The 17,924-nt window shown below is 70.8% G+C and carries 17 protein-coding genes and 1 pseudogene; 5 read left to right on the top strand and 13 right to left on the bottom strand.

What is annotated here, in order from left to right; all coding sequences use genetic code 11:
• On the top strand, positions 1-555 hold the full coding sequence (locus Phou_RS43015; RefSeq protein WP_173069517.1) for an isochorismatase family protein: 555 nt from the start codon (positions 1-3) through the stop codon (positions 553-555).
• 48 nt (positions 556-603) lie between these two features.
• Here the strand turns inward: Phou_RS43015 and ctaD are convergent.
• From ctaD to eda, 4 genes and pseudogenes are all read right to left on the bottom strand, one after another.
• Positions 604-2,360: pseudogene (ctaD, locus tag Phou_RS43010) on the bottom strand (aa3-type cytochrome oxidase subunit I).
• A 211-nt stretch (positions 2,361-2,571) separates the two neighbouring features.
• On the bottom strand, positions 2,572-3,681 hold the full coding sequence (locus Phou_RS43005) for an FAD-dependent monooxygenase (protein WP_173069515.1): 1,110 nt from the start codon (positions 3,679-3,681) through the stop codon (positions 2,572-2,574).
• 192 nt (positions 3,682-3,873) lie between these two features.
• Positions 3,874-4,971, bottom strand: a complete 1,098-nt coding sequence (locus tag Phou_RS43000; RefSeq protein ID WP_173069513.1) for a sugar kinase — start codon at positions 4,969-4,971, stop codon at positions 3,874-3,876.
• Positions 4,968-5,618, bottom strand: a complete 651-nt coding sequence (gene eda, locus Phou_RS42995) for a bifunctional 4-hydroxy-2-oxoglutarate aldolase/2-dehydro-3-deoxy-phosphogluconate aldolase (protein ID WP_246274485.1) — start codon at positions 5,616-5,618, stop codon at positions 4,968-4,970. Before eda ends, Phou_RS43000 begins: the two co-directional genes overlap by 4 nt.
• A 43-nt stretch (positions 5,619-5,661) precedes the next feature.
• Between eda and Phou_RS42990 the strand changes: the two genes are divergently transcribed.
• From Phou_RS42990 to Phou_RS42980, 3 genes are all read left to right on the top strand, one after another.
• Positions 5,662-6,372, top strand: coding sequence for an IclR family transcriptional regulator (locus Phou_RS42990; RefSeq protein WP_218579576.1), 711 nt, complete (start codon positions 5,662-5,664; stop codon positions 6,370-6,372).
• A gap of 101 nt (positions 6,373-6,473) precedes the next feature.
• Entirely contained in the window at positions 6,474-7,622 is a 1,149-nt protein-coding gene (locus Phou_RS42985) for a glycoside hydrolase family 12 protein (protein ID WP_173069509.1), read from the top strand.
• 89 nt (positions 7,623-7,711) lie between these two features.
• A complete protein-coding gene (locus Phou_RS42980; RefSeq protein WP_173069507.1) occupies positions 7,712-8,560 on the top strand; it encodes a glycosyltransferase family 2 protein in 849 nt (282 codons plus the stop codon).
• On the opposite strand, the gene Phou_RS42975 is transcribed toward Phou_RS42980, so the two are convergent.
• A complete protein-coding gene (locus Phou_RS42975) occupies positions 8,542-8,895 on the bottom strand; it encodes an STAS domain-containing protein (protein WP_173069506.1) in 354 nt (117 codons plus the stop codon). The two genes, Phou_RS42980 and Phou_RS42975, sit on opposite strands and share 19 nt — an antisense overlap.
• A 54-nt stretch (positions 8,896-8,949) precedes the next feature.
• Here Phou_RS42975 and Phou_RS42970 point away from each other — a divergent pair, with 54 nt between their 5' ends.
• Complete coding sequence (locus tag Phou_RS42970; RefSeq protein ID WP_173069504.1) at positions 8,950-10,014, top strand: DNA polymerase ligase N-terminal domain-containing protein; 1,065 nt, start codon at positions 8,950-8,952, stop codon at positions 10,012-10,014.
• Here Phou_RS42970 and Phou_RS42965 read toward each other — a convergent pair.
• The 8 genes from Phou_RS42965 to Phou_RS42930 all read right to left on the bottom strand — a co-directional run bounded on the left by Phou_RS42965 (position 10,000) and on the right by Phou_RS42930 (position 17,854).
• Complete coding sequence (locus Phou_RS42965) at positions 10,000-10,869, bottom strand: NAD(P)-dependent oxidoreductase (protein WP_218579575.1); 870 nt, start codon at positions 10,867-10,869, stop codon at positions 10,000-10,002. The genes Phou_RS42970 and Phou_RS42965 overlap by 15 nt on opposite strands.
• Positions 10,866-11,618: an SDR family NAD(P)-dependent oxidoreductase gene (locus Phou_RS42960; RefSeq protein ID WP_173069502.1), complete on the bottom strand. Its 753-nt coding sequence runs from the start codon at positions 11,616-11,618 to the stop codon at positions 10,866-10,868. Before Phou_RS42960 ends, Phou_RS42965 begins: the two co-directional genes overlap by 4 nt.
• Positions 11,615-12,505 (bottom strand): cupin domain-containing protein, encoded by an 891-nt coding sequence (locus Phou_RS42955; protein WP_173069495.1) that lies wholly within the window; start codon positions 12,503-12,505, stop codon positions 11,615-11,617. Before Phou_RS42955 ends, Phou_RS42960 begins: the two co-directional genes overlap by 4 nt.
• Positions 12,502-13,857: an amidohydrolase family protein gene (locus Phou_RS42950; RefSeq protein WP_173069493.1), complete on the bottom strand. Its 1,356-nt coding sequence runs from the start codon at positions 13,855-13,857 to the stop codon at positions 12,502-12,504. Before Phou_RS42950 ends, Phou_RS42955 begins: the two co-directional genes overlap by 4 nt.
• 11 nt (positions 13,858-13,868) lie before the next feature.
• On the bottom strand, positions 13,869-14,852 hold the full coding sequence (locus tag Phou_RS42945) for an alpha-ketoacid dehydrogenase subunit beta (RefSeq protein WP_173069485.1): 984 nt from the start codon (positions 14,850-14,852) through the stop codon (positions 13,869-13,871).
• Entirely contained in the window at positions 14,840-15,817 is a 978-nt protein-coding gene (locus Phou_RS42940; protein ID WP_173069483.1) for a thiamine pyrophosphate-dependent dehydrogenase E1 component subunit alpha, read from the bottom strand. Before Phou_RS42940 ends, Phou_RS42945 begins: the two co-directional genes overlap by 13 nt.
• A complete protein-coding gene (locus Phou_RS42935; protein ID WP_173069481.1) occupies positions 15,744-17,126 on the bottom strand; it encodes a M24 family metallopeptidase in 1,383 nt (460 codons plus the stop codon). Before Phou_RS42935 ends, Phou_RS42940 begins: the two co-directional genes overlap by 74 nt.
• Positions 17,127-17,212: 86 nt before the next feature.
• Complete coding sequence (locus tag Phou_RS42930) at positions 17,213-17,854, bottom strand: helix-turn-helix domain-containing protein (protein ID WP_218579574.1); 642 nt, start codon at positions 17,852-17,854, stop codon at positions 17,213-17,215.
• Positions 17,855-17,924 lie beyond the last annotated feature (70 nt).

The raw sequence follows: 17,924 nt of genomic DNA, 5'->3' as shown, positions 1-17,924 counted from the left end.
ATGAGCCGCGCGCTCATCATCGTGGATGTACAGAACGACTTCTGCGAAGGCGGCTCGCTGGCCGTCACCGGCGGCGCCGCCGTCGCGGCCGGCATCTCCGGCGCGCTGACAAACGGCCCGTGGGACCACGTCGTGGCGACGAAGGACTACCACGTCGACCCCGGCGCCCACTTCGGCAGCCCGCCCGACTACGTCGACAGCTGGCCGCGCCACTGCGTGGTCGGCACGGGCGGCGTCGAGTTCCACCCCGCCCTGGCGACAAGCCGCATCGAGGCGGTGTTCCGCAAGGGCGAGCACGCGGCGGCGTACTCGGGCTTCGAAGGCCACGACGACGAAGGCACCGGCCTGGCCGACTGGCTCCGCGCCCGCGACGTGACGCAGGTCGACGTGGTCGGCATCGCGACCGACCACTGCGTAAGGGCGACCGCGCTGGACTCGGCGCGCGAGGGCTTTCAGACGACAGTGCTTGTCGACCTGACCGCCGGCGTCGCCCCGGCCACGACCGAGGCCGCGCTCCGCGAGATGAAGGCGGCCGGCGTCACGCTGACACCCTGAACCGGGCGACCGGCGGCCTCCGCCGCTGGTCACCCAGGCCGGCGACGCTTAGCGGTCGATCTCGTCCGAGGTGTCTTCCTGGTACGAGGCGCCACCGCGGGACTCGCTGGTCAGCGGCTTTGCGCCGCCCTCGGGCGGCGCGGCCAGGTGGTGCGAGCCGGCGGCCAGCTCGGGAAACTTCGCGTCGAACGCCGGGCGCTCCGAGCGGATGCGCGGCATGCGGTCGAAGTTGCGCAGCGGGGGCGGCGACGATGTGGCCCACTCCAGCGAGTTGCCGTGGCCCCACGGGTCGTCGACCTCGACCACCTGGCCGGCCTTGTACGACTTCCACACGTTGTAGAGGAACGGCAGCGTGGACGCGCCGAGCACGAACGAGCCGATCGTGGAGATCGTGTTGAGCGTCGTGAAGCCGTCGTCCGGGAGGTAGTCGGCGTACCGGCGGGGGAAGCCCTCGTTGCCGAGCCAGTGCTGCACCAGGAACGTGGTGTGGAAGCCGAGGAACGTCAGCCAGAAGTGGATCTTGCCGAGCCGCTCGTCGAGCATCCGGCCGGTCATCTTCGGGAACCAGAAGTAGATGCCGGCGTACACCGCGAACACGATCGTGCCGAAGAGCACGTAGTGGAAGTGGGCCACCACGAAGTACGAGTCGGAGACGTGGAAGTCGACCGGCGGGCTGGCCAGCAGCACGCCGGACAGGCCGCCGAAGAGGAACGTCACCAGGAAGCCGATCGCGAACAGCATCGGCGACTCGAACGTCAACTGGCCACGCCACATGGTGCCGATCCAGTTGAAGAACTTCATGCCGGTGGGCACCGCGATCAGGAAGCTCAGGAAGCTGAAGAACGGCAGCAGCACCTGGCCGGTCGCGAACATGTGGTGCGCCCACACGCTCATCGACAGCGCGGCGATGGCGATCATCGCGCCGACCATGCCCTTGTAGCCGAAGAGCGGCTTGCGGCTGAAGACCGGCACGACCTCGCTGATGATGCCGAAGAACGGCAGCGCGACGATGTACACCTCGGGGTGCCCGAAGAACCAGAAGAGGTGCTGCCACAGCATCGGACCGCCGGTGGCCGGGTCGAACACGTGCGCGCCGAGGATGCGGTCGGCGGCGAGCGCGAAGAGCGCGGCGGCCAGCAGCGGGAAGACGAGGATCGCGAGCAGGGCCGTGATCAGGATCGACCACGTGAAGATCGGCATCCGGAACATCGTCATGCCGGGCGCGCGCAGCGTGAGGATCGTCGTGATCATGTTGACGCCGCCGAGGATCGTGCCCAGACCGGAGATGGCCAGGCCGACGATCCACATGTTGGCGCCCACGCCGGGCGAGTTGACCGCGTCGTTGAGCGGCGCGTACGCGAACCAGCCGAAGTCGGCGGCGCCACCCGGCGTGATGAAACCGGCCAGGGCGAGCGTGCCGCCGAACGCGTAGAGCCAGTAGGCGAAGGAGTTCAGCCGGGGAACGACACGTCCGGCGCGCCGATCTGGATCGGCACGACGAAGTTGGCGAACGCGAACACGATCGGCGTCGCGAAGAACAGCAGCATGATCGTGCCGTGCATGGTGAACAGCTGGTTGTACTGCTCGGGCGAGAGGAACTGCATGCCCGGCCGGGCCAGCTCGGCGCGCATGAGCAGCGCCATCAGGCCACCGATCATGAAGAACACGAAGGACGTGATCATGTACATGATCCCGATCTGCTTCGCGTCCGTGGTGCGGAGGATGCGGGCGATCGCGGAACCCTTGACCGGCTCGCGGACCGGCCACGGCCGCGTCACGATCGGCTTCGGTGCGACGGTGGTCACGCAGGGCCTCCGAATGTGTGCTGACTCTTGATCTGGCGGTCCAACGGGCAGAATAGTCCTCCGCCGGCAGCCACCCACTACGGGGGTTAGTAGCCAGCCCGCGGGCCGGCGGGAGCCGGTCCGAGGAGCGCAGCGACGAGGTCGGATGGCGCCGGCAGCCGCGGGCACCCAGCGAGCGAAGCGAGCCCAACCAGCACAGCCCGCGGGCCGGTCAGTGCGGCGCGACCAGGCCCTTGTAGTGGTCCGCGAAGATCGAGCCGCCGCGGCGCCGCAGCAGCGGGTCGCGCAGGGCCGGTGCCACGTCGCGCAGCCGGTCGCGGTCGCGGGTGCGCTCCAGCACCAAGCGGGTGCGCGGGCGCCGGCGCTCCTCGAACGCCTCGAGCGCCTCGGGCACCGTGGCCGACCGGCGCAGCGACTGGGCGAGCACGACCGCGTCTTCCATGGCCATCGCGGCGCCCTGGGCGAGCGTCGGCGCGGTGGCGTGCGCGGCATCGCCGACCAGCACGACCGGCCCTCGCGACCAGCTGCCGATCTCGACCTCGTCGGTGACGGCGACCTGCACCTTCTCTACCGCCTCCAGCACGGCCGGCACCGGGCCGCCGAAGCTCTCGAAGACCTCGCGCACGCGTGCCAGCGGGTCGGGCGGCGCGGACGAGCCGGCCTCGTCGGCGTAGCAGAACAGGCGGCCCGCGCCCATCGGCATCACCACGAACGCGGCCCGCTTGCCGAGCACCGCGGTCCACTCCGTGATCTTGGGACCGCCGGTCACCACGCTGCGGTACATCACCTGGCCGACCGGCACCGCGGCGCTGCCCAGCGCGGCCATCATCCGCACGCCGGAGCGGCGGCCGTCGGCGCCGATCACCAGGTCGAACTCCGCGGTGGACCCGTCGCCGAACTCCACCTTGGCGCTCTCGCCGGCCACGACGTCGACGCACGTCACCTCGGTCTCGTGGCGGACCGCACCGCCGGCGCCGCTGAGCATCACGCGATGCAGGTCGGCGCGGGGCAGCGCGCGGCACTCGCCGACGCCGTCCCAGAGCGTGGCCAGGTCGACCTCGCAGAGCTGGCGCCCACGCGCGTCGAGAAAGCGCTGCCGCGTCACCACCTCACCGCACGGCCGCACCGGAGCGTCGAGGTCGAGCTCCCGCAGGGCACGCATCGCGTTGCCCGGCAGGTAGATGCCGGCACCCGCCACAGTGGACGCCGGCAGCTTGTCGACCACCTCGGGCCGGAAGCCGGCGAGGCGCAGTGCGCGGGCGGCTGCCAGGCCGGCGATGCCGGCACCGACAACGAGGATCCGCAGCCTGGATCCAAGCATGTGCGAACGCCTCCGGAGGTTTCCAGCCCCGGCGCCGGGGAGGGGCAACGCGTTGAAGCCAAGAGACTACTCGGAGCGACCGGCCAAAGGTAGGCCCCGATCGCGTCTAAGAGTAGTCCCCCGAACACGCAATTGCGCTACGCAAGTCTCACGTTTTACGGCACAACCGCCCCGACAAAGCACCGCACACCGTCACCTTTGGACGCGGGCACTCCCTCCGCGCACCAACGCCTCGACCTCTTTGAGGCTCGCCATGGAGGTATCGCCCGGGGTCGTCATGGCAAGCGCACCGTGCGCCGCGCCGTACTCGACCGCGGTGCTGAGGTCGCCGGTGGTCATGAGCCCGTAGATGAGGCCGGACGCGAAGCTGTCGCCGCCGCCCACGCGGTCCAGAATCTCCAGCTCGGGCCGGTGCGTGGCCTCGGCGAAAGCGCCGTCCGCCCAGGCGATCGCGCCCCAGTCGTTTACCGTCGCGCTGCGCACGGTGCGCAGCGTGGTGGCCACGACGGCGAAGTTGCCGTACTCCTTCGTGACCTCCTCGATCATGCGGCGGAAGTTGGCAACCTCCAGGGTGGACAGTGACTCGTCGGTGTCCGGCACCTCGAAGCCGAGCGAGGCAGTGAAGTCCTCCTCGTTGCCGATCATCACGTCCACGTACCGCGCGAGCCTGCGGTTGACCTCCTGCGCCCGCTCCTTGCCACCGACCGCCTTCCACAGGCTGGGCCGGTAGTTCAGGTCGTACGAGATGACGGTGCCGTGCCGGTGGGCGGCGGACATGGCCGCCTCGATGACGTCCGGCGTGGTCTGCGAGAGCGCGGCGTAGATGCCACCGGTGTGCAGCCAGCGCGCGCCGAGCGTGCCGAAGAGGTGGTCCCAGTCGACGTCGTCCGGGCGCAGCTGGCTGGCCGCGGTGTGCCCGCGGTCGGACGTGCCCACCGCGCCCCGCACGCCGAAGCCGCGCTCGGTGAAGTTGAGCCCGTTGCGCACCGCCCGGCCGATCCCGTCGTACGGCAGCCACTTGACGAACGACGTGTCCACGCCACCCTGCAGCACCAGGTCTTCGAGCAGGCGCCCCACCTCGTTGTCGGCGAACGCGGTGACCACCGCCGTGCGCATGCCGAAGCAACGGCGCAAGCCGCGGGCCACGTTGTACTCCCCGCCGCCCTCCCACGCCCGGAAGCTGCGGGCGGTGCGCACCCGCCCCTCACCCGGATCGAGGCGCAGCATGATCTCGCCGAGCGAGACAAGGTCGTAGCGGCACTCCTCGGCCGGCCTTATCTGGAGCGTCACCGGTCCTCCTTCGAACGCGACGTCACCGCGACCGCCTCCGCCGTGAGCCGGGTGACCTCGTCCCACTTGCCCGCGGCGAGCAGGTCGGGCGCGACCATCCAGGTGCCACCGACCGCGAAGACCGCGCCCAGCGCGAGGTAGTCGGGCAGGTTTGCGGTGTTTACCCCACCGGTGGGGATGAACCGCACCGAACGGAACGGCGCGGCCAGCGCTTTGATCATCTTGGCGCCGCCGATCTGCTCGGCCGGGAAGAACTTGACGATCGACAGCCCCGCGTCGAGCGCCATCTGGATCTCCGTGGCGGTGGCCGCACCCGGGTAGACCGGCAGGCCGACCTCCTGGCAGTGGGCCACGACCGCCGGGCTGAACCCGGGGCTGACCACAAACTTCGCGCCCGCCTCGACCGCCGCGTCGACCTGGGCCGGAGTCAACACCGTGCCGGCGCCGACCAGCAGCTCGGGGTTTTCCGCCATGATCCGGATCGCCTCGGCCGCCGCGTCGGTACGGAAAGTCACCTCGACGCTGCGCAGGCCGCCCGCGGTCAGCGCGGCGGCAAGCGGCTCGGCACCGCTCGCATGTTCGAGGACCACCACGGGTAAGAGCCGGGCGGCACCGATTGCCTGTTCAACATGATGAACGCTGGTCACGTACATGACCATAATGGAACCCATGACTTCGGTCCAACCCCCCGTGAAGTCAGCCGACCGCACCCTTGAGGTGCTGGAGGTGCTGGCCGCGTCCCCTACGCGCCGCTCGCTTGTCGAGCTCTCCCGCGCGCTCGACATCCCCAAGAGCAGCCTCCACGGCATCCTGCGCACCATGGCCCGCCGCGGGTGGGTGGAGACGGATCAGACCGGCACGCGCTTCGGCCTCGGCGTGCGCGCGCTGGCGGTCGGCGCGGCGTACCTGGAGGCCGACGACGCCGTGGGCCTGGTCGCGGGAGTGCTCGACGACCTGTCTCGGCAGTTCGGCGAGGCCACGCACCTCGGCCGGCTCGACGGTCCGGACGTGGTCTACCTGGCCAAGCGCGAGTCCGTGCACCGGCTGCGGCTGTACAGCGCGATCGGGCGCAAGCTGCCCGCCCACGCCACGGCGCTGGGCAAGGCGCTGCTGGCCCGCCACCCCGACCCGGAAGGCCAGCTGCGGTGGCCGCTGACCGCGCTGACCAGCCACACCATCACCGAACGGGAAGCACTTCACGCCGAGCTGGAGGAGACCCGCCGGCGGGGTTACGCGGTCGACCGGGAGGAAAACACCGACGGCATAGTCTGCTTCGCTATCGCGGTACCGCTCGCCGATCCCCGGCCGACGCGATCAGCATCTCGGTGCCGGTCGCCCGCATCGGCCCGGAGAGCGAGAAACGGATCACGGCTGCGCTGGCCCGAGCGATGGATCAGCTGAGGGCTGCGCGCAGCATGTTTTCATAAGCGTAAATATGTCATAACCTCATGGGAGCGCTCCCGTCCGACCCACCCGGACCCCACCCACGAGAAGGAGCACCCATGAAACGCCCGATACGCGCATTGGCCGCGGTCGGCCTGTTCATCGCGGGCACCGCCACGGTCATCACCGTCGCCGCCGCACCGGCGCAGGCCGATGTCCGGATCTGTGAGCAGTACGGTTCGACCACGATCCAGAACCGCTACGTGGTGATGAACAACCGCTGGGGTTCCAGCGCGGAGCAGTGCATCAACGTCACGAGCACCGGCTTCTCGATCGTGAGCCAGCAGGGCAGCGCGGCGACCAACGGCGCGCCGCTGTCGTACCCCGCGGTCTACTTCGGCTGCCACTACACCAACTGCTCGCCGGGGACCAACCTGCCCATGCAGGTCAGCCAGATCAGCAGCATCCCGCAGAGCATCAATTACACGTACGCGAGCGGCACCTACAACGCCTCGTTCGACATCTGGCTGGACCCGACGCCCAAACGGGACGGCGTCAACCAGATGGAGATCATGATCTGGTTCAACCGGCAGGGCTCGATCCAGCCCATCGGCTCCTCGATCGGCAATGGCACGGTCGGCGGCCGCACCTGGGACGTCTGGCGCGGCAGCAACGGCTCCAACAACGTCATCTCGTACGTGGCGCCGTCGCCGATCACCAGCTGGAGCTTCAACGTGCTGGACTTCATCAACGACATCCGCAACCGCGGCGCGATCACCAACTCCTGGTACCTGACCAGCATCCAGGGCGGTTTCGAGCCGTGGAACGGCAGCGTCGGCAACGGCGTGACCTCGTTCTCCACCACTGTCAACCAGGGCACCCCGCCCACCAACCCGTCGACGAGCCCGCCGGCCACCACCCGGCCGCCGACCACTCCCCCGCCGGGCGGCGGTGGTGCGTGCCGCGTCGCGTACACGGCGAACTCGTGGAACAACGGCTTCACCGGCAACGTCTCGGTGACCAACACGAGTTCCAGCACGGTCAACGGCTGGACGCTCAACTTCACGTTCCCGAGCGGCCAGCAGATCACCAGCAGCTGGAACGCGACCGTCACGCAGAGCGGCTCCTCGGTGAGCGCGCGCAACGTCGGCTACAACGGCACCCTCGCACCTGGGGCCAGCGCCTCGTTCGGCTTCCAGGGCACACATGGCGGAACCAACGGAGCGCCCACAGGCTGGAGTCTGAACGGCACCGCCTGCTCCTCCTGACCGCCGTACCGCAATCTCCGCACTGATCGGGGCGCCCTCCGGGGCGCCCCGATCGCATATGGACGCCAAGGCGGGGTATCCCGCGCGCCGTGCGCAAAGTGACGGTCGTCGTAGCCAGCCACAACCGGCGGGAGCAGCTGCTGCAGACGCTGCCGCGGCACCGGGCGCCCGTGATACTCGTCGACAACGCCTCCACCGACGGCAGCGCGGCCGCCGTCCGGGCGCGGTTTCCCCAGGTGCGGGTGCTGCGCCTGCCGGTGAACGCCGGCGCGGCCGCCCGCAACGTCGGTGTGGCCCTGGCGCAGACGCCGTACGTGGCGTTCGCCGACGACGACTCCTACTGGGACGGTGACGCGCTCGAACAGGCCGCCCGCGCGCTCGACCGCCATCCCAGTACCGCGCTGCTGGCCGCTCGCGTGCTGGTGGGGCCCACCGCGAAGCTCGACCCGGTCTCGGCGGGGATGGCCACCGCGCCGCTCGGCACCATGCCGACCCAGCCTGGCCCGTCGGTGCTGGGCTTTCTCGCCTGCAGCGCGGTGGTCCGGCGGGAGGTGTTTCTCGCGGTCGGTGGGTTCCAGCCCAAGCTCCACGTGTACGGCGAGGAGGCGCTGCTCGCCATGGACCTGGCGACTCAGGGGTGGGGCCTGGCTTACCTGCCGTCCCTCGTCGTGCGTCACCTGCCCGTGCCGAACGGCCGCGACCCGGCGGCGCGGCGGCGGCAACAGATCCGCAACGACCTGCTCACGACCTGGCTGCGCCGGCCGGCGACCCGGGCGGTACGCGACGCGGCGCGGGCGCTGTCCACCTCGGACGGACGTGCCGGCCTCCACGACGCGCTCGCCGAGCTGCCCTGGGTCATGCGACATCGCCGCCGGTTGCCGCCCCACCTGGAGGCGGCACTGCGACGGCTGGAGACGAGTCAGGCAGCCGTCGGGTAGGCCCGTCCCATCACCTGGCGCAGCTGGGCCGCGCCGGTGACGGTGAAGCGCTGGCCGGCGGCCAGGCGCAGCTCGAGACCCCGGCCCTGCTGGGCGGCGCGTGAGGCGGCCGCCGCGAGGGCCGTGACGATGCCGTCGTTGACGGTCGGCACGCGGACAAGGTCGATGACTATCGGGGTCGCCCGCTCGTCGACGATGTCGGCGAGCGCGTCGTGAATGCTGGCGGCAACGGTGGCGTCGAGTGGACCCTCGGCGTAGACCAGAGCGGCCTCGCCGAGACGGATGACGGTGAAGTAGGACACGCCCTCACCCCGGGCCTTGTAGGTGCTTCCCACGGTACCCAGGCGGAGCCCATGCGATACCGACGCGACGCGGCCACAATTGCGACTATGGGCGACCGGCTGGACGAGTACCGCCGCAAACGCGATGCCAAGCGGACGCCGGAGCCGGTGCCCGCGCAGCGCCCGAGCGCGGGCGGCGACGACACGTTCGTGATCCAGCAGCATCACGCCCGCAGCCTGCACTGGGACCTTCGGCTGGAGCGCAACGGCGTGCTCGTCTCCTGGGCCGTGCCGCGCGGAGTGCCCCGCGACCCGGCGCGCAACAACCTCGCGGTACAGACCGAGGACCATCCGATGGAGTACCGCGACTTCCACGGTGAGATCCCGGCCGGTGAGTACGGCGGCGGCCGGATGACCATCTTCGACCGAGGCACGTACGAGACGGAGAAGTGGCGCGACGGCGAGGTGATCGTCACGCTGCGCGGCGAGCGGATCTCCGGCCGGTACGTGCTGTTTCGCACCGACGGCAAGAACTGGATGATCCACCGGATGGACCCGCCGCCGGCCGGCTTCACGCCGATGCCCGACCTGGTGGCGCCGATGCTGGCGGCACGCGCGGCGAAGCTGCCGGCCGACGACGACGCGTGGGCGTACGAGCTGGCCTGGGACGGTGTGCGCGCCGTGACCTACGTGTCCGGCGGCCGCCCGCGGGCGCTCGGCACCGACGAGAAGGACATCACCGCCTCGTACCCGGAACTGCGCGAGATGGCCGAGGCGCTGGCGCCGACCGAGTGCGTACTCGACGGCATGATCGTGGCGTTCGACGCCTCGGGGCGGGTGAGCGAGGCCGCGCTGCGCCCGCGCGTGCGGGTCACCGACGGCGCGGCCGCCCGCCGGGTGGCGTCCCGGGTGCCCGTGCAGTACCTCGTCTTCGACCTGCTCTGGGTCGAGGGGCGCGCCACGGTGGACCTGCCGTACACCGAGCGGCGTGAGCTGCTTGACGCGCTCGAGCTGGCCGGGCCGCACTGGCAGGTGCCGCCGCACTTCACCGGCGGCGGGGAGTTCGCCCGGCAGGCCAGTCGCGAGCAGGGCGCCGGCGGCGTGGTGGCCAAGCGCCTCGACTCGCCGTACCTGCCGGGCAAGCGCACCCGCCAGTGGCTAGAGCTCCCCTGACCGCGTGCGCAGATAAGCGGCGATCGCGCTCATGTCCCGGTCGCCGAGCGCGGCGGCCACGGCGGCGCTCGCCACACCCAGGTTGGTGTCCGCCTGCGGCATGCGGGCGCCGACCCGGGCGGCGAGCTGGCGGACCAGGTCGAGGTCTTTGGCGACAAGGTCGATGCTGAACGCGACCGGCGCCTCGTCCGGCCGCTCGAACGCCGCCCGCTTGTACGAAACGAACGCCGAACCGATCGCGCTGTTGGCCAGCACTTCGTACGTGGTCTCGCGGGGCACGCCGGCCCGCTCGGCGAGCACGAGCGACTCGGCGAGGGCCTGGTTGAGCGCGAGCACGACGGTGTTGACGGCGAGCTTCACGACCGCGCCCGAGCCGAGGTCACCGACGTGGAAGACCTGGCGGGCCAGCAGGTCGAGCGCGGGCCGCGCCCGCTCGACCCCTTCCGCCGGACCGCCGACCATGAAGGTCAGCTGCCCCTTCTCCACCAGGGCGGTGCTGCCCGACACCGGTCCGTCCAGCAGCACCGCGCCGCGCCCGGTGACCAGCGGCTCGAGCCGGCGTACCGTCTCCGGGTCGACGGTGCTGCTCTCCACCACGACCGTGCCCTCGCGGAGGCCGGCCGCGACGCCGTCCGGGCCGTCGTACGCGGCGTGCACCGCCGCGTCGTCGGCGAGCGACACCAGCACCGTGCCGGCCTCGGCCACCGCCTCGCGCGCCGTCTGCGCCACCGCACACCCCGTCGCCTCGGCCTTGTCGCGGGTGCGGTTCCACACCACCACGTCGGCGCCCGACTCGCGCAGCCGGACCGCCATGGCGGCGCCCATCCGCCCCGTACCGATGATCGCAACGTTCACTTGAGCAGCCAGCCTCCGTCGACGGGGAGGTTGACGCCGTTGATCGCCCCGTTGCGGAGCAGGAAGACAACCGCGTCACGCACCTCGTTCATGACCGCGAGCCGGCCGAGCGGCGTACGCGCCACGACCGCGTCCAGCGGCTTGCCCTCCCAGTACGGGCTGTCGCCCACGATGCCGGGATGGATGCCGTTGACCCGGATCGGGGCCAGCTCGCAGGCGAGCGTGTGCACGAGACCGACCACGCCGCCGTTCACGGTGGAGACCGTGGTGGAGCCCGGGTACGGGCGCTGCATCGCCTGCCCGCCGAAGACCACGATCGAGCTGCCCTGGTGCATCTTCGGCACGAGCGTGTGCACGACCTCGGTGTAGCCGACCAGCTTGAGCGTGACCAGCCGGATCGCCCGCTCGATCGCGTACTCGGCGGCGGTGTTGTGGTCACGCTCGATCGCGGCGAGCACCAGATGGTCGACGCGCTCCACCCCGGCGAGCGCGTCGGCGATGGTCTCGGGCTCGGCGAGGTCGAGCGCCACGCCCCGCGCGCCCACCTCCTTGGCCACCCGCTCGGCCCGACCCGCGTCGCGGCTGGTCAGCACGACGTCGTCGCCGAGGTCGGCGAAGAAGCGGGCGACCTCCAGCCCGATCCCGGCCGAGCCGCCAACTACGACAACGCTCTGTGCCCGCCACGCTCCGTCGCTCGGCGCTCGGCCGCCGTCGTGGTCGAGGCCCGTAGCCTCACGACTCCCGCTCACGTGTCCTCCTTGTCCACAACCTCGACCAGGTACGTCCAGTCGCGGGCGAAGCGGTACGAATGGCGGGGCGGCGGCTGCGGGGCCTGTGTCTCCAGCCACCGCACCGGCCCGGCGCCGGCGTTGGCGAAGCCGTGCACGCAGCCGACACCCGCCCACGCCACGTCGCCGACCTCGAGGCGGTACCTCTCGCCGTCGAAGGTGGCATCGGTGGCGCCCTCGAGGATCAGGTACGTCTCCTCGAAGGGGTGGTCGTGCGCGCCGGCGACGCCGTCCGGCTGGTACTGCACCATGAACATCGTGGACAGGTCGGCGCCGAGGTCGCTGTCCACCATCATCTTCACCGTGATGCCGCTGTAGACCAGCAGTGCGGTGCGCATGCTCGCCGATACCGCGAGCAGGTCCTGGCTCTGCTTGCCCGGCTCCATGTGCTGCGGCGCGATGTGGCCGAACGTCTGGTTGCGCGGGTCTCGGGGATCCACCGGTAGCACCGGCCCGGGGGTGGCCAGTGCTACCGGCAGCGTGTCGCCGCCCATCCGCCCGCGCGGCTGCGGCGCCTGCATCTGCGCCCACCGGGCCGGCTCGTCGCCCAGGTTGCGCCACGCGTACGGCACGCCGGTGTTGACGAGGCCGTAGTCGCCGGGCTCCAACCGGTACGACCCGCCGGGCGTGTCCATCACGGCGGACCCGCTGAGCAGGAAGACCGACTCCTCGAACCAGTTGACCTGGCTGGGGACGGAGGCGCCGGGCGCCAGCTCGCAGACGGCGAACCCGGTGTGCACGGCGCCCGGCACGCCTTCGTCCACGATGGACCAGCGCGAGTAGCCGCCGGAGACGGCGGTGAACACCGCCTCCGACGCCCTCCGCACGACATGGCGGGAAACGCTCACGCCGCCACGGCCTTCTTGTCGGCCACCGCGCCGAGCAGACGGTCGCGGGCGTTCTCCACGAGCTGGCGGGCCCGAGTGACGTCGGCCAGCAACTTGCCGTCGCGCTTGACGAACTGCCCGGCCACGAGCACGGACTCCACGTTGGACACGTCGGCGCAAAGCGTGACCGCGGTGACCGCGTCGTGCACCGGCGCGATGTTGATCGCCCGCGCGTCGATGAGCACGATGTCGGCCTGCTTGCCGACGGTCAGCGAGCCGGTGCGGTCTTCCAGGCCGGCGACGTGTGCGCCGTTGAGCGTGGCGATCTCCAGCATCTGGCGTGCGGTGAGGTGCCCCTCGGCCGGCTCGTTCTTCTCCCAGTAGATCGCGTTGCGCCGCGCCCGGTCGGTGCCGAACGCGCTGCGGATCTGGGTGAACATGTCGCCCGGCACCGTGGTCACCACGTCGATCGAGAGGCTGGGGCGCAGGCCGTACTCGATGGATTTGGCGACCGGCGGCCATCCGTGCCCCATCTGGACCTCGACCTGCGGTGCGATGGAGACCGTGCCGCCGCTGCGGGCGACGAGCCCCCACTCCTCCTCGCTGAAGTAGCAGCAGTGGATGTACGTGGTGTCGGCGCCGAGCAGGCCCAGCCCGTCGAGCTGCTTGATCATGCCGAAGCGGCCGGCCATCCGCCCCATCGCCACGTGCACGGTGATCGGGATGCCCAGGTCACGGGCCATCTCCCACTCGGCGCGCACCACGTCGTCGGTGCAGAAGCCGGGACCGCGGGTGGCGAGGCCCATCGTGAGCAGCCCGTCGGGGGAGGAGAAGTACGTGTCCCGGATGCGCCGCACGTCGTCCTTCGGGATCACGATCTTGCTCTCGAACCAGTAGTCGGCGAGCGAGGTGTTCGCGCTGCCGTACGCGTACTGCGCGCGGATGCCCGCCTCCTGCAGGCCGCGGATGCCGGCGTCCGGGTGGTCCGGCGTGTTGTTGATGTGCGACCAGTCGACGAGCGTCGTGATGCCCGCGTTGAGGCACTCCAGCGCGCCGGCCAGGTTGCTCGCGTACACGTCGTCCGGGGTGTACACCGGCGCGAACGTGTCCAGGATGTCGACGAAGTAGTCGTCAAGCGTGGCATTCGGCGCCACGCCGCGGATCGCGGACTCCCAGGTGTGCCGGTGGGTGTCGACGAAGCCGGGTATGACGATGCGGCCGGCGGCGTCGACCACCTCGGCGTCGGCCTCGATGTGCGGCTCGATACCGACGATCTCGTCGTCTTCGATCAGAATGTCGCCGCTCGGCAGGTCACCGAGCGACGCGTCCATCGTGAGGATATGGCCGCCGCGGAGCAGAATACGGTTCGGCATGAGGGCACTCCCTAATAGGCGGTTAGCCTTCGGATCGCCTCGGTGACCTTGTCGACGGTCGGGATCACCTCGGCTTCGAGCGAGTCGGCGAACGGCAGTGGCACGTTGGCACCGGCGACCCGCTTGATCGGGGCGTCGAGCAGTTCGAAGCCTTCGTCGGCGACGACCGAGACGACCGTGCCGCCCCAGCCGCCCTGGTACGGGTTTTCCTCCACGACGACGAGCCGGGAGGTCCGCTCGAGCGAGCGCAGGACGGTGCGCATGTCGAGCGGGATGAGGCAGCGCAGGTCGATCACCTCGACCGAGATGCCCTCGCCGGCCAGCTGCTCGGCCGCCTTCAGCGAAAGCGGCACTGTGGAGGCGAGCGCCACGACCGTGACGTCGGTGCCCTCACGGGCCACCGCCGCCTGGCCGAGCTCGACCACATGGTCGTCCGGCGGGCGCGGCCCGGAGCCCGCGAGCAGCGCCTTGTGTTCGAAGAAGACGACCGGGTCGTCGCTGCGGATGGCCGCCGCCATCAGGCCGACCACGTCGGCAGGGTTGGACGGCGCCACGATCTTGAGGCCGGGGACGGCCAACGCCCAGTTTTCCACCGCCTGCGAGTGCTGGGCGCCGAAGCCCAGCCCGCCGCCGTTGGCCGTGCGCACGACCAGCGGCACGGTCACCTGCCCGCCGGTCATGTAGCGCGCCTTCGGGATCTCGTTGGCCAGGTAGTCCCAGCAGCACGCGAGGAAGTCGCTGAACATGATCTCGGCGACCGGCCGCATGCCGGTCATGGCCGCGCCCATGGCGGCACCGACGATCGCCTGCTCCGAGATCGGCGTGTCCCAGACGCGCCCCGGCCCGAACTCCTTGAAGAGCCCGACAGTCGTCTTGAACACACCCTCCGCCGCGCCGATGTCTTCCCCCAGGCAGACGACGCTCGGGTCCCGGCGCATCTCGCGGGCGATGCCCTCGGCCACCGCGTCCCGGTACGTGAACTTCACGTCCGCCATGCCGCTCCCCCGTCCGCCCACACGTCGGTGAAGGCCATTGCCGGCTCCGGCTCTGGCGCGTTCTTGGCCGCGGCGATGGCGGCGTCCACTGTGGCCGCCGCCCGCCGGTCGCGCTCCGCGATCGTGTCCGGTGACACGCCCAGCGCCTCCAGCCGGGCCCGGGCCACGTCGAGCGGGTCGTGCTTCATCCACCGCTCCACCTCGTCGGCCGGGCGGTACTTGGCCGGGTCGGCGCGGCTGTGTCCGAAGTGGCGGTACGTCTGCGCCTCGATGAGGGTCGGCCCGTCGCCCTTGCGCGCCCGCTCGGCGGCCCGCGCCACCGTCTCCCACACGACCACCACGTCGTTGCCGTCGATGATCTCGGCGGGCATGTTGTACCCGGCGGCCCGGTCGGCGGCCGGGTTGGGCACCGCGGTCACCGCCTCGATCGGCGTGTACTCCATGTAGAGGTTGTTTTCGCAGACGAACAGCACCGGCAGCGACCACACCGCCGCGAGGTTGAGCGCCTCGTGGAACGCGCCGATGTTCGTGGCGCCGTCCCCGAAGAACGCCACGGCCACCTGGCCGCTGCCGCGCAGCTTCGCCGACCACGCCGCGCCGGCGGCCATCGGCAGGTGCGCGCCGACGATCGCGTACGAGCCGAGCATGCCTTTGCTCGCCTTGGTCAGGTGCATCGAGCCGCCCTTGGCCTGGCACAGCCCGGTGGACCGGCTCATCAGCTCGGCCAGGCACTCCTCCGGCGTCGCGCCGCGGGCCAGCGCGTGGTGGTGGCCGCGGTACGTGGCGAAGACGTAGTCGTCCGGGTGCAGCGCGGCGCTGGCGCCGACCGCGACCGCCTCGTGCCCGGCGGCCAGGTGGGTGGTGCCCTTGACCAGGCCGGACATGAAGAGGTCATGTGCGGCCTTCTCGGTGCGCCGGATCAAAACCATCTCCGCGTACGCGTCGAGCAGCTCGTCCGGCGTCATTCGCCCGCCCCTTGAGCGTGTTCAGGTGGGACTGCGCCTCGCGAGCGGTCGGCAGCGGGCCGTCCACTGTCCAGTACCGGCGCCCCGCGATCAGCAGCTTCTCGGCCGGGAACTTCGTGATCACCTCGCACCCGTCGGCGGTGACCACGACCTCCTCCTCGATCCGCGCCGCGGAGTAGCCGTCGCCGGCCGGCCAGTACGTCTCCAGCGCGAAGACCATGCCCTCTTCCAGCACCTCGGGGTGATCCAGCGAGACGAGCCGGCTGAACACCGGCTTCTCCCAGATGGAGAGCCCGACACCGTGCCCGTACTGCAGCGCGAAGGCGGCCATCTCGTCGGGGAACCCGAACTCCTCGGCGCGCGGCCACAGCGACACGATGTCGGCCGTGGTCGTGCCCGGCTTGACCAGCGCTATCGCCTGGTCCATGTACTCCCGGCACCGGGTGTACGCGTCCCGCATGCCGCGCGACGCGCTGCCCACCGCGAAGCAGCGGTAGTAGCACGTGCGGTAGCCGAGGTGGCTGTGCAGGATGTCGAAGAACGCCGGGTCGCCGGGGCGGATCAACCGGTCGCTGTACACGTGCGGGTGGGGCGCGCACCGCTCGCCGGAGATCGCGTTGACCCCCTCGACGTACTCGCTGCCGAGGTCGTAGAGGACCTTGCTGACCAGGCCGACGCACTCGTTCTCCCGGACGCCGGGGCGCAGGAACTCGTACAGCTCCTCGTACGCCGCGTCGACCATCGCGCACGCCTGTGCGAGCAGGCTGATCTCGTCACGGGTCTTGATGCGCCGCGACTCCAGGAAGACCTGCTGCCCGTCCACGACGGTCAGTCCCTCGGCCTGCAGCGCGGCCAGGACCGGCATCTCGATCAGGTCGACGCCGACCGGCGCGTCCGCCAGGCCGTGCTCGCGCAGCACGGTGGCGACCTTCTTGGCGACGTCTGCGGCGATGCCCGCGTCCGGATGGAAGGCCCCGCGCAGCGTGGAGATCCCGGCCCGGGCCCGCTCGGTGCCGTCGAGCCACGGGTTGTAGAGCTGGTGGTGCCGGGCAGCGGAACCGAAGTCCCAGATCACCGGCTCGCCGCCGCGAGGCAGCACGGCAAACCGGATCAGCTTGTCCATCGCCCAGGTGCCGATGTGCGTGGACGTCAGATAGCGGATGTTGGAGAAGTCGAAGGTGAGCAGCGCGCCGAACTCCGACGCGTCCAGCTGGGCCTTGAGCCGGTCAAGCCGCTCGCGGCGCAGCCGATCCAGGTCGACACGCTCTTCCCAGTCGACGGCGTTCGTCCCGAACGTGCGGATAGCCACCGCGCCCTCCTCACTGAGGCGACCCCCTCAGTGAAGGACGTGTTAAGGGCCCGTGTCAAGCGTCACTTAACGGTTCACAGGAACCGTCAAGGCTCTTCGTGCACGTACCAGACGCCGACGGCGGGCGTGACCCCGTCGTTCCGGTACCGGTGGGGGGTGCTCGACGGGAACGAGACCGCGTCGCCCGGGCGCAGCAGGTGCTCCTCGAAGCCGAGCGTCAGGGTCAGCTCACCTTCGAGCAGAAACCCGTACTCCAACCCGGAGTGGCGCATGAGCTGGTCGCCGCTGGACGAGCTGCCTCCCGGCGCGTACGTCACCAGCAGGAAGTCGATCCGCGTGCCCGGCACGTGCCCCAGGCGCTCCCAGGTCACGCCGGAGTCCAGCTGCAGCACCTCGCGGGCCTCGGGGCGCACGATCGGACCGATGCGGTGGCCGGCCGGCTGGGCGAACCCGTGCACCGCCTGGAGCGCCGTGCCGATCATCGGCTCCGCCGCACCGAGGTCGGACGCGTCCGCCTCCGCGTTGTCGAAGACGTCCTCGACGGAGATCTCCAGCGCTTTGGTGATCGCGTACAGGGTGCTCACCGACGGGCGGCTCTTGCCCGTTTCGATCTGGGAGATCAAGCTGGCGGACACGCCCACCGCCCGCGCCAGGGCGCGCAGGCTCATTCCGTGGCGCAGCCGCGCCTCGCGGATGCGCTCGCCGACCGGCGGAAGAGCAGTGGTCACTGTGCCTCCGGGTTCGCTCGCTCCCTCACGCCCGCATCGTACAGCCCTGCTGAACAAAATCATGAGCGCC

The sequence above is a fragment of the Phytohabitans houttuyneae genome (assembly GCF_011764425.1).
GTDB lineage: Bacteria > Actinomycetota > Actinomycetes > Mycobacteriales > Micromonosporaceae > Phytohabitans > Phytohabitans houttuyneae.
Note: the sequence above shows the minus strand (reverse complement) of the source record. Positions and strands in the feature narration are given on the sequence as shown.